Here is a 12,054-nt window from a genome sequence, read left to right as displayed (position 1 = left end):
CCTCGTTCATGGGGGCCGTCTCCAGGACGATCTGGAACTTCTCCTGGCTGGTCCACTGATCGGGCTGGTTGGATCGTGATGGCAAAACCTGTCCTCGTGCTCTGGCCTGTTTCCGCCAATTGTAGAGGGTTGTCGCGGTGATGCCTTCCTGCTCGGCCAGTTCCGGGATGGTCATGCTCATGGGCGGCGCCATCTTCCGGAGGATGGCTTCCTTACGCTCTGCGGGATAACGCACGTTGATCACCTCTCAATCCGCTTGGGTGACAACTACGCTGACGCATAGGGATCCCGGATCAAGGAATAGATCCACTGATGACTGACGCCGACGCCAGACAAGGGCACCATGAAACTGCTGATCTGTTCCGGGCTCCATTCCTCTCGCAGCCGGTCGACGATAGCGGCAACCATGCTTGGCAAGCGCTTTGTCCTCTTTTAGGCGGTGCGACGCCGATGATCACTGTAGGGCTGCGCCCACTTGAGATCGTAACCGCTGGCGGTGGCGTTTTGGCGCAGTTTCCGGCTGACCATGCTGTTGTGGATGCCAGACTCTCTGGCGATCTGACGTCGGCTCATGCCAGGGTCATGACGGGCATGGATCTGGTACCGTTGGGTCTGGGTCAGCTGTCGGTATCCCATGCTCTGCTTCACTTTGGTTGGTGAGCCGAGAAGGGTACCGGTGCTGCCTCTACCGCCTTTGTCTCGTGGTCCAAAGTGCTGCGATTATTCTATGAATTCAGGAAAGAAGCTTATTCAGACGATCAACAACCTGCTGCCTAGACATTTTATCTTTAATAAAAGTCACTGCACTTTCTCTTAAGTTATTAAACTCCTCTGGATTTTGCCATATATACTCAACAGCAGACTCGACTTCTTCAGGCTTGCAATAATAAGCAGCTTTTCCAAATGTACTTTCAAACTGCCTAGGTAGAATTACGACCACTCCGGCAGCCATTGCTTCGGCAATATTTCTACCAAACTCCTCAATATAATCTTCGTTCGTAAAGTGAACAAAAAAGTCCAACTGCTCTAAAAAATCTGCGACTTCAATAGAGTCAAATGGAAAAATTTTCCAATTTTGGGGCGAAAAGCCTAAAATTTTGAGCGCGTGGCTAGCACCGCCTAGAAGCCGCACCTCATATTTTTTGTTTACTAGATAAGCGGTTTTTATTTTATCGCGAGTTGATGGCCACTTTGTCCAATGGTCTCTTGCATGCCGTCCTATAACAGGTAAACGTGAAGAATCAGAAAAATTATATAACTCAGCTAAATCTAAACTCTGGGCCATGAGGGGCGGATACCATATCTCTTCAGATACGTTATAGAATCCACATCCTAGTAAAACTTCTCTAGCACTAGGTGAAATAGATACCCAAACAGGCTTTAGCTTAAAAAGCCGATAACAAAGTTCTTCTACATTTTCTTCGCTGTAATAATATGCCTCCTGTGAATACAGCTGTTTGGGGGATTGATTAACTAAAATAGCAAGCTTTTTTGAATGAATACATGGTAATTGATCTGGCTCATATTTTAGAATGGGCGGATGATGTATAATTACACATTCCGCATCGATCTCTTCCTCCCAAGTCAGTATGTCTACGTTCTCCCTAAAAGATAACTCTCGATATTCTTTTGCAATATCAGGAACAAGTTTTAAATCATACCTAGGCCAATGAAATAGACCGACTTTCAACCCCATAGAGCAAGCTGTTTCTATATAAGCTTGATTGCAGCGGCGAGTCCCACCAAGCAAGCTCAAATCCGAAATAATCACTACATCGTAGCTTATAATTCTGTTACGTTTTTTAGGATCTAATCCATTAGGTACGGGAAACGGATATTTTGAACTACCTCTTTGAAGAAAGTATTCTTCTTGATTTACCCGCCAAAACTGAGCTTGTAATGCATACTCTTTCCTAACGCCGTAATCCAGCGATTTTAGACTGGTCTTAGGATCTGATGTAAGAGACGCCTGATGCTTGAGAAAAAATGACATTGGCACTTCTGGGAGCACATCTACGATGCTCTCATTTCCAAAAACTATCCTCGCGCGCTGCACGAATTCATCATCCGCATTGGCAGTTATCGCATCCCATTCACCTAGAACGTCTAAGTCTTTTCTCCTTATCATTAAGGAAGGGTAGCTCCGGTGGATATACTCCATATTATTTCGTTCTGGGCGCAAAGAAAATTCTAGATCGGCCGAAACTCTTACCATAAAAGAGAAAGTTATCTTTGTATCAAAACCAGCTAGCTTGTCAAATTGCTTTTCAAGCATTTGAGGGTGAGACCAATCATCGCTATCGTGAACCGTTACCACATCACCCGTTGACAAATGGAGTGCTCTATTTCGCGTTGGGTATGCTCCGGAATTTTCCTTATTTTGATAAACTTTTAAACGATCATCGCTTGCAGCCAACTTTAAGAGAATAGCATATGAGTCATCAGTGCTTTTATCGTCAACGGCAATTATTTCAATATTTTTATATGTTTGAGCGAGCAAGCTCCCAACTGATAACTCCAAGAATGCCTCTGCATTGTACACTGGCATGAGTATACTGATTTTAGTCTCGCTCTCAACCTCATTATTAGTTATTGAATCTAGGTTAAGAAATTCAAAAGGTAGCTGGCTATCCTTCTTAACCAATGGACTCAGCATAAATGCAGAATACAGTTTGTTGATAGTGCTCAGTCTCTGATCATTTTCAACTTCTTGCAAGAATAGCAGATTACTCTTGGCACATAGAAAATCTCCATCCACTCTTTTTGAAAGTGAATAGGACAGCCTTTCGTGCGCTTTATTATAGCTTCCGATTCTAGTTAATGCTTCGACCTCTAAAAGCTTAGGTTTTTTCTTGCGCGCAAAAGCTGGATCAAGGTATCTAATTTTTTTAAAGTAGAACTCAACATTTTCCCATTTCCCAAGAGTTGCGTATGCCTTAGCCAACTCCCAAGCCGCGCTTAATCTTTCTTTTGCTTCTCTACATTTAGAGTCTTCTACAACATCATTGAGTAAGTGTAGACTCAAAGATTGAAATCCGGCCTTAAGCTTTTTTATTAGATCTTCAACAGAAAATCTCAACTTTCGTGCTTCTTGCAATTCGTGCTGCTTATATTCAATATAAGAATAATATTTACTGTACTCATCAAAGAGAGGAGAGCCGACCCTCAGCATTCTCATTCCATATTTTTGGAAATGTTCGACAGGGCTCATGCTTAAAAAGCACATATCCAAATAGAAATTCTGGTACCAATCCTCGTCAAAATATATGCTGTTTTTGAAAAAATCTTTCTGAAATTTCATCTTTTCCACCCTCAGTCTCTATGATCTCTTATAATCAAAATCAGCATATTTACGATCAACGTAATAAACAGTGCGATGACCGCAAACACCGCAATGTTATAAACTCGCTCCGGCAGCTCGGCAAACTCCGGCATCGTCGGTTCCTGCAGCAGCGACACCTGCTTGAGCTTGCGTGCTGCCTCGATGCGCGTATTTTCCAGTGCTCCGAGGGCCCCGGAGTAGCTTTGTTGCGCGAATTGCGCCCGCAGCTGCAGTAGCTGGTACTGGCTGGAAACGGCGTTAAGCGCGTTACCGGATTGCGCGGCGAGCCGCTGCTGCTCCTGCTCGATCTGCTGCTCCAGCGCATTGATCTGGCTGTTGATGCTGGTCATCTGCGGGGAGTTGGTACTCTGGTAGCTGGAGAGGGCGCTGCGCTGCGCCTTTAACGAGGCAAGCTGGCCTTCCAGGCTGGCTACCACGCTGCTCAGGCTTTCCACCGTACCGGTGGGCGATACCAGGCCTTCCTCGTTCTGGTACTCCAACAGGTTCTGGCGCGCCTGTTCGAAGCGCTGTTCCAACTGGCTGACCTGCTGCTCCAGAAACTGCACCTGCTCTTCGGCCAGCCGCCGCCCCATGGCGTTCATATGCTGCTCACCCTGGGCGATCAACATATTGGCGATCTGGTTGGCCTTTTCCGGCGTGAACGCCTGAACGTCAATACGCAAAACACCCGCGTAATTGTCCATCTCGACTGAAACGCGCTGCTGATAGTAGTCGTAGAGTTTTTCCAGCGGTGCGTTTTCATTACCCAGCGCGCTCAGAAAGTCCGCCCCGGAATGGGCGTAGTGCTGACGAAAGTCGGCGTTCTCGACCAGGTACTGCAGCATATCGGTGGAGAGCATATAGTCGCGCAGCAGCAACATATCGGCCGTGTTGTTACCGCCCCCGCCACCGGAAAGCAGCGAGCTGACGTTGAACTCCGGTGTCGAGATCTGCGGGCTCTGCAGTACCACGTTGGCATGGGAAACGTAGCGGTCGCTGGCGAGCAGCCCCCAGTAGAGGGTCGCCAGTACGATGGCGACCAGGCAGGCCCACCAGTGAGGGTATCGTTTGAGAAGTGCCGTGTTTTTCATGCTTGCCTTTGAAACAGTGTGCCGCTGCACAGGGGTATTGAAGTGACTCCGGAGCGCCGCGCGATCAGGCGCGTTTTTTATCCGTCATGTCGTGGTAGGTGCCAATGGCGTCGTTGATGTCGTCGTACCAGGTGGCACGCCCGCCTTCGAGCAGTACGCCTGCCTGGCAGAGGTCCTTCAGAATGCCTTCGCTGTGCGACACCATAATCAGGCTGGCCTGGCCAATACGCTCCTTGAAAGCCTGGGTGGCCTTGGCCTTGAAGGCGCGGTCGCCGACCGCGGTGGCTTCATCGGAAAGGTACACATCGAATTCAAACGCCAGTGAAAGGCCGAAGGCGAGGCGCGAGCGCATACCGGAGGAGTAGGTTTTCACCGGTTCGTCGAAGGAGGGGCCGATCTCGGCGAAGTCCTCGACCCTGCGGATAATTTCGGTGACATCGCGGCCGGCGCCGTGAATACGTGCCACGAACTTGACGTTCTGTCGCCCGGTCATGCTGCCCTGAAAGCCACCGGCCAAGCCGATGGGCCAGGACACGCGGGCGTTACGCACAATGTCGCCGCGACTGGGGCTATCCATGCCGCCTATGATGCGCAGCAGGGTCGATTTGCCCGAGCCGTTGCGCCCTACAATGCCCACGCTGACGCCATCGGGAATGACCAGGTTGATATCGCGCAGCACCCAGTTGCTGCCGTGGTGGTTGTGGTAGCGCTTGTAGAGGTTGCGAATTTCAATCATGGGCGTTCACGCTACTGCGCCTTGAGCCGCTGCGCGAAGCGCAGGTGCAGTATCAGCCCCAGCGCCAGCAGTGAGAGCGCCCACAGCCACAGGTAGGTCATATCGATGCCGGGCAGGGCGCGGTAGCCGTCGAAAAAGCTCAGCCGCATGCTCTCAAGGCCGTGAGGAATGGGGTTCCAGAGCAGGTACTGCTGAATGCTGTGGGGCAGATAGTTGAGCGGCAGTATCACGCCGGAAATAATCAACAGCGGCAACGAGGCAATGCGCACGACCCGGCCGATTTCAGGGATTAGCGAGGACGCTACCGAGAGGGTCAGCCCGGCGCCCCAGCCCAGTGCCCAGAGCGAGAGCCAGTCAAACATGACGCCCAGCGGATGGTCCGGTATCAGGTCAATGCCCAGCAGGCTGCCAATGGCGATAAAGACCAGAAATACAAGGGTCTTCAGCATGCCTTCGAGAAAACAGCGTACCAGCACCGGGTCAATAGGCTTCACCTGGCGGTAGGCAAACAGCCCCTTGTTGGCATCCACCGCACCAATGGCACGCATCATGTTCTCGCGAAAGAGCATAAAACCCAGCAGCCCGACGATCATCCAGGGGACAAAGTCGGCCCCCGCAATTTGCCGGCCGCCCATGATAAAGGTGCGCACGGCGATCATTACCGCGATCAGCGCGATGGGTTCGAACAGCATCCAGAACCACGCCATGCGGTCGGCCATGGTGCGCGATATGGCCTCGCGCATAAACAGCGCGTGCCATACGCTCCAGGTGACGCGCAGCGGCGAGCGGGAGTTGCGGGTTTTGGCGGTCAGCTCATTGGCCATGGGGTTACTTTCGAGCCCTCATTAACGCTTCGAGGCTGTCGGCGCTCAGGATGCGCGCCAGCCACTGAGTAAGCTGCTGGTCGGAGGCCTGCTGCAGTTGTGTTTCCGTCCATTCGGGCAGTTCACCGAATTTCATGTTCAGTTGCAGGCGCAGCGCTCCTTCGATGCCTTCGTGCCGCCCCTGCTGCATGCCCTGTTGCATGCCCTGCTGCATACCTTCGCTTCGAAGCCTTTCTGACAGACCGGCCATTTTGCTCTCCTCGCGCGGATAGCGCGCCCTCTGGGGTGCTGCGCTCACTCTTTCATCACTTCTTCGAGGCTGTCGGCGCTCAGGATGCGCGCCAGCCACTGAGTAAGCTGCTCGTCGGAGGCCTGCTGCAGTTGTGTTTCCGTCCATTCGGGCAGTTCACCGAATTTCATGTTCAGTTGCAGGCGCAGCGCTCCTTCGATGCCTTCGTGCCGCCCCTGCTGCATGCCCTGTTGCATGCCCTGCTGCATACCTTCGCTTCGAAGCCTTTCTGACAGACCGGCCATTTTGCTCTCCTCGCGCGGATAGCGCTTCTGATAATCCTGCCTCTCTTCTACGCTGAGTTCGCTATAGATGTCGACAAAGTCGATATATTTGAGCTGTTTTTCGCCATCCGGTTCAAGGCTCAGCAATCCCTGTATGGCGTTGGCATACACGTCAACCTTGTCGGTGGCCTGCCACTGCATGTTGGGCAGGTTGAGCCGCGCCACCAGGTTGTCACTTTCAAAAAAAGCCCTGGCCGACAACTGGTCGAGTTGAAGGCTCAGGTAGCGGAACTCGAGGTAGCTGTGCCGTTCGCTTTTGATATGCAGGCCGTCGACCATGGCCTTTCTGGAGTACAGAAAAATGACCACGGGCACGACTCGAAGGGTGTCGAACAGTTCGCTCAGATGCAGCGTATAGTGTGCCAGGCGATGTGCAGAGAAGCGCTCGGTTCGGGTATCTTCCTCGACGATGAACAGCAGGGCTTCACGACGGCCATCGGGCCACTCGACGAGTAGCGGCACGTCCAGTTCGTGAAAGCGCTCTCCCAGCCGCTCTTTTAACTGCTCCTGGCGAATGGGCGTGATCTTGACCGCCGAGGTGATGTCCGAAGCTTCCTCGGCGGCAAAAAAGGCCAACGCCTGATGCGGGTAGTCCAGAATCAGGTTCTTGAAGTTCTGATCGTGGTTTTTCCTGTCGGCCATTGTATTTTTGCAACCCTTCAGAGATCCAGCGCAACCTTGGTGGCTACCGCAACCTGGTACAGAATCTGCGTGATGCTGGAGGCCAGCTCGATGTTGCTGGTGGGCGGCGCGGGCAGCACGATGATTTCGTCGCCGGCGCGCAGGGTGGCGTTTTCGGCATTCACCACTGCGCCGTTGCGGTGTACCACCAGCACTTCGTCTTCATCGGCACGCGGGGTAAAGCCGCCGGCGAGCTGGATGTAGTCATAGGCATTCATGCCCGAGCTGTACACCACCGCCTGGGGCACGGTGACCTCGCCGCTGAGCAGTATCGAGTCGTTGGTTTCGGGAATGGTGACCACGTCGCCGTCCTGCAGGCGAATGTCGGCGATGTTGCCGTTACGCGCCACTACCAGCCGGCCGTTGGGCTGCACCTGCGAGGCCTTCTGTACGAAGCGCTCGATCAGTTCGGACTGGCGCACCTGAATCTCGGCTTCACCGGAGGTCCGTGAGGGGTAGCCCAGGTAGGTCTGTTCCAGCCGGCGCAGGCTCTCGTCCAGCGCCTCTTTCTGCTGCTGAGCGACGCTGTCGCGGCGAATGGAGACATCCTGGTAGCTGGTCATGTCGCGTGGCACGCCCACGGCGTTGAGGAATTCGCCCAGCCGGGCGTCACGCGGCAGGGCATAGCGCGAGGGGCCGTAGTAGCTGCCTTCGACCTGCACGATGATGGTTTCGTCACGCTGGTCGGCGCTGAACAGTACCTCATCGCCACGGCGCACCTGGGCGTTGCGAAATTCCGCCAGGGTGAGATAGCGGGCAATCGGCCCGTCGGGGCGGCTGCCGCGCAGCAGTACGTGGTTCACCCCGGCGTTGAGGCGGGCAAGCTCGACCACATCGGCCCCGGTCATGGCGGTGCCGCTCAGCTCGTAGCGAAACGCCTGGGCGACGTCGCCCACCACGGCCACGGCCGGGCCGCGCTCCTCCACCACGATGGTGTCGCCATCGCGGAACTGGGTCTGGGCAATGCTGCCGTTGAGCAGGAAGTTGTAAAGGTCGACCCGGCTGATGGTCTGGCCGTTGCGCTTGACCACAATGTTGCGGTAGCTGCCCAGCGCCTGGTCGATGCCGCCGGCCTGATCGAGGAAGTAGAGCAGCGAGTCGCTGGGGGTGCCCGAGTAGCGGCCGGGGTTTGGCACGTAGCCGGTAACGAAAACGCCCACCGGCTGAACGCCCTGCAGGTTGGTATAGACCTGTACGTTCTGCGGGTAGACCGACTGAACGGCGCTGGTGACGCGGGAGTTGAGCTGGCTGTTGGAGATGCCCTGAACGTTGAGCGGGCCGATACCGGGCAGGAAGATGTTGCCCTGGGAGTCGACGGTGAGCACCTGCTCCATTTCAACGCCGCCCCAGATCCGCAGGGTAATCTGGTCGCCGGGTTTGATGGTGTAGGCGGGATTGAGGCCGTCGGCCATCACACCGCGAAAACCGCCTTCGAAGAGGCTGGCGCCGAAGGGCTGAAGGTTGGCCGGGTCGATGGTCTGAGGGGTCTGGCTGACCGGCCCCCAGGTGCCGCTGTTCCAGTTGGCCCGCGGGGTGTCGTTAATTACCTGCTGATTGCCGCTCTGGCCCTGCTGTTGGCCCTGATTGCCCTGCGAGGCCGTCATCGACTGTGCCTGCTGGTTCTGCGGCACGATCATGCTATTGGCGCCCAGTTCGCTGGCGCTCGCCAGCCCGGCATTCAGGCACGCTACCGCCACCAGACACACGGCCCGGAAAAACATTGAACCCTTTTTCATGCTTCCTTACCCGCCGTTATTAATGCTTCTGTATCGCCCGTCACGCCTGGCGTTATGGGCAATACAACTGCTTGTGCTTTACCAGGAGTTACCGCCCGGTACGACCCGCGTGACCAGCCGCTGCGCCTGCCACTGGGCATCGCCGACCCGGCAGGCCAGGGCGGGCTGCTCACCGCCTTGTGCCGCGGCGGCACCGCCTACGCTGAGCTGGGCGCAGGTGCGCCCGCTGGCCGCAAAGTAGCGCTCATGCACGATGACCGAGACATTCGCTCCCCAGGGGCTTTGCGCGAACTGCGCGATGCTGCCGCTGGTGGCGGTACTCAGAAAAGCGGAGATTTCCGGCCCCACCGGGGTGCCATCCATGGCGGCCACGGTGCTGTCGAGCTGCATTCGCGACGAGCTGGCGCAGCCGGCCAGCAGCGCCAGTCCGAGACCCGCTGCCAGCCATCCGGACAGCCGCGAAGGGCTGCCGGTACGTCTATGAAACCTTTGAGGCATGTCGATATTGACCTTGTAGAGCCGCACTATCCGCGCCGGGAGGGCTGGCGGCTTTATTGTAGGCCGCTGGTCTTGGCCAGCAGGGCACTGCTTCACCGAGGGCGCCGTGAAAGTGTTGAACGCCTCGGCCGGCAGGTTACTTTGCCAGCCTTGAGGCCCGATTTCGAGAGCCTACCACTACGCAACGCAGCTTCTTTATAAGATTTCCGTGAAAAAATGTTGAAGATAGCCGTGCTGCCATAAAAACCCGGCCCGGTTCGGTTCAACTGCCTTCACGCCACGCCCCCACAAACCGCTCGGCGCTGGCTTTCACTTCTTCCACACTCATGCCCGGCCGGTAGAGCGCCGCGTTGAGGCCGAAGCCGCTGGCGCCGGCCGTGCGCCACTCGGCCATGTTGTCCGGGGTGATGCCGCCGGTGGGCAGCAGCGAAACGTCCGCCGGCAGCATGGCGCGCCACGCCTGCAGCACGGTGGGCGAGAGCTGCTGAGCGGGCAGCAGCGCCAGACTATCGGCGCCGGCATTGAGCGCGGCGAAAGCTTCGGTGAGGGTGGTGACCCCCGGCGCGCTGACCAGCCCGGCGGCCTTGCTGGCCTGCACCAGGCGGGTGTCGCCGTGGGGCGAGGCGATCAGCCGGCCACCGGCGTGGGCGACGTCGCGGATCTGCTGCAGGCGAATAACGCCGGCGGCGCCAATCAGGCAGCGCTCGCCCAGGGCGCGGTCGAGCAGCACGATGCTCTGCAGGGCGTCAGGGGCGTCGAGGGGCACTTCGATAATCCGCAAGCCGGCGTCGTACAGCGCTTCGCCGACCGGGACGGCCTGCTGCTGGGTGAGGCCCTGGAGGACCGCTACCAGGGGCAGCGTCCGGCTGTATTGTTCCCACATGTCTGGCTCCGCCGTGGTGTGTCGCTGCGCCCTGTCGTGCCTGCGCAAAGGGCGCTGTTCTGCGGCAATCATAACGCTGCGGCGCGGTATTCGTCGCCCTGCCAAAGGTAGGCCCCCTACCGCCTTCCCTATCCCGCCCTATACTAAAGTCGATACCCGGCCTCTGGTCGCCACCGAGAGTTTTCAATGATCGAGCAACTTGCGCTCTGGTTTCCCGGTTTTTCACTCTGGATGCTGGCCGCCGCCGCCGCGGGTGTGGCGGTGCTGGTACACGCCGTTTTGCAGTTTTTGCACCTGCGCCTGCGGCGGCTGGAAAACGGCCGCTGGCATCTGTTCGCGGTCGCCGCCCAGGCGGTGCATCCGCCGCTGGTATGCGGTGTGTGGCTCTACGGTACGGCGGTGGCGCTCTATTACCTGGTGCCGCAGTCGCTGCGCTGGCACTGGTCGATCATGACCATTGCCAATGTGCTGGCGGTGCTGCTCGGTTTCTGGCTGTTCGTGCGGGTATCGCACCGTGTGATCGTGGTCATCGACCGCTGGGCGGGGGCGCGCAGCAACCACTTCGAACGTTATCTGCTGCCCTTTGTGGCACGTTGTGTCACGGCGCTGGTGCCGGTCTTCGTGCTGTTCTCGCTGTTTCCGCTGTTCATTCTCTCCGATGCGCTGGAAGCGGCGCTGCACAATCTGACCAGCCTGATTCTGATTGCCAGTATCGCCGGGGTGCTGATCCACGGGGTCAATATCAGCGAGCGCATTCTCGGCGAGCGCTACAACGTCGATACCGTCGACAATCTGATCGCGCGGCGGGTGCATACTCAGATCACGGTGCTGCGCAAGCTGATCAACTTCGTCATCGTGGTGCTGGCGCTGGCCTCGATGCTGATGATCTTCCAGCAGGTACGCCAGTTGGGGGCCAGCATTCTGGCCTCGGCCGGTATTCTCGGGGTGGTGCTGGGCTTCGCCGCCCAGAAGGTGATCGGCAATCTGATCGCCGGCATCCAGATCGCCCTCACCCAGCCGATCCAGCTCGACGATGCGGTAATCGTCGAGGGCGAATGGGGCTGGATCGAGGAGCTGACCCTGACCTATGTGGTGGTGCGGCTGTGGGACTGGCGGCGGCTGGTGCTGCCGATCAACTGGTTCATCGACAACCCTTTCGAGAACTGGACGCGGCGCACCGACGATCTGATCGGCAGCGTGATTCTCTACGCCGATTTCTCGCTGCCGCTGGATGAGCTGAGCCGCGAGGCGCAGCGCATCGCCGACAATTCGCCGCGCTGGAGCGGCAAGGTGTGCAAGGTGCAGCTGCTGGAGATGACCGAGCGCAACATGCAGCTGCGTGTGCTGGTCAGCGCCCGCGGCGGGCCGGATACCTTCGACCTGCGCTGCGAGATGCGCACCGGGCTGATCGACTTCATTAGTCGGTCCTGAAAAACCAAAAATCACCGTGAAATCATGATTATGCGCCTGGATGATGCTCCCTTTTCGGCGTAAAATCTGGTCTATCCTCGCCAAAATCGTGAGAAATCGACATGACTCCCCGCGATCAGCGCCAGAATCCACAGCGTGACCTGCTCAACATCTACCTTGATGACGTCATCAACATGCGCCACGAGTTGGTGCAAATGAGTCAGAGAATCGACTGGTCCGATTGCGAGAACATTTTTGCATCAGACTACACCAGCAACAACGGTAGACCCGGCTTGCCCA

At 56.6% G+C, this 12,054-nt stretch carries 11 protein-coding genes and 2 pseudogenes; 2 read left to right on the top strand and 11 right to left on the bottom strand.

Annotated elements, in window-relative coordinates; translation table 11 throughout:
* The 11 genes and pseudogenes from H146_RS0117515 to H146_RS0117465 form a co-directional block, all read right to left on the bottom strand.
* Positions 1–181 (bottom strand): transposase (locus tag H146_RS0117515; RefSeq protein ID WP_245558734.1); only part of this gene is annotated, 181 nt, incomplete at its 3' end.
* 95 nt (positions 182–276) lie between these two features.
* Positions 277–636 (bottom strand): annotated as a pseudogene (locus H146_RS22545) (transposase); the annotation flags it as partial.
* Positions 637–733: 97 nt separating this feature from the next.
* Positions 734–3,301 carry a glycosyltransferase gene (locus H146_RS20995; protein WP_245558783.1) on the bottom strand — a complete coding sequence of 856 codons (2,568 nt, stop codon included), beginning with the start codon at positions 3,299–3,301 and terminating at the stop codon, positions 734–736.
* Between the two features lie 11 nt (positions 3,302–3,312).
* On the bottom strand, positions 3,313–4,413 hold the full coding sequence (locus tag H146_RS0117500; RefSeq protein WP_019953176.1) for a KpsE/RkpR family capsule polysaccharide export protein: 1,101 nt from the start codon (positions 4,411–4,413) through the stop codon (positions 3,313–3,315).
* Between the two features lie 64 nt (positions 4,414–4,477).
* Positions 4,478–5,149 (bottom strand): ABC transporter ATP-binding protein, encoded by a 672-nt coding sequence (locus H146_RS0117495; RefSeq protein WP_019953175.1) that lies wholly within the window; start codon positions 5,147–5,149, stop codon positions 4,478–4,480.
* A gap of 11 nt (positions 5,150–5,160) precedes the next feature.
* Complete coding sequence (locus H146_RS0117490) at positions 5,161–5,973, bottom strand: ABC transporter permease (RefSeq protein ID WP_019953174.1); 813 nt, start codon at positions 5,971–5,973, stop codon at positions 5,161–5,163.
* Positions 5,974–5,977: 4 nt separating this feature from the next.
* Entirely contained in the window at positions 5,978–6,223 is a 246-nt protein-coding gene (locus tag H146_RS0117485) for a hypothetical protein (protein ID WP_019953173.1), read from the bottom strand.
* Positions 6,224–6,267: 44 nt separating this feature from the next.
* The gene (locus tag H146_RS22230) at positions 6,268–7,188 is read right to left on the bottom strand and encodes a hypothetical protein (RefSeq protein WP_019953172.1); all 921 of its coding nucleotides are present in this window, start codon (positions 7,186–7,188) and stop codon (positions 6,268–6,270) included.
* A gap of 17 nt (positions 7,189–7,205) precedes the next feature.
* Entirely contained in the window at positions 7,206–8,963 is a 1,758-nt protein-coding gene (locus tag H146_RS0117475; protein ID WP_245558781.1) for a polysaccharide biosynthesis/export family protein, read from the bottom strand.
* A 78-nt stretch (positions 8,964–9,041) separates the two neighbouring features.
* On the bottom strand, positions 9,042–9,461 hold the full coding sequence (locus H146_RS0117470) for a DVU3141 family protein (protein ID WP_026352096.1): 420 nt from the start codon (positions 9,459–9,461) through the stop codon (positions 9,042–9,044).
* A gap of 262 nt (positions 9,462–9,723) precedes the next feature.
* Positions 9,724–10,344, bottom strand: coding sequence for a 2-dehydro-3-deoxy-6-phosphogalactonate aldolase (locus H146_RS0117465; RefSeq protein ID WP_019953169.1), 621 nt, complete (start codon positions 10,342–10,344; stop codon positions 9,724–9,726).
* Positions 10,345–10,530: 186 nt separating this feature from the next.
* Between H146_RS0117465 and H146_RS19815 the strand changes: the two genes are divergently transcribed.
* Positions 10,531–11,775, top strand: coding sequence for a mechanosensitive ion channel family protein (locus H146_RS19815; RefSeq protein ID WP_019953168.1), 1,245 nt, complete (start codon positions 10,531–10,533; stop codon positions 11,773–11,775).
* A gap of 101 nt (positions 11,776–11,876) precedes the next feature.
* A pseudogene (locus H146_RS22225) lies at positions 11,877–12,054 on the top strand (IS5/IS1182 family transposase); the annotation flags it as partial.

Source organism: Kushneria aurantia DSM 21353 (genome assembly GCF_000382245.1).
Taxonomy (GTDB): Bacteria; Pseudomonadota; Gammaproteobacteria; order Pseudomonadales; family Halomonadaceae; genus Kushneria; species Kushneria aurantia.
This window is presented reverse-complemented; position numbering and strand designations above follow the sequence as displayed.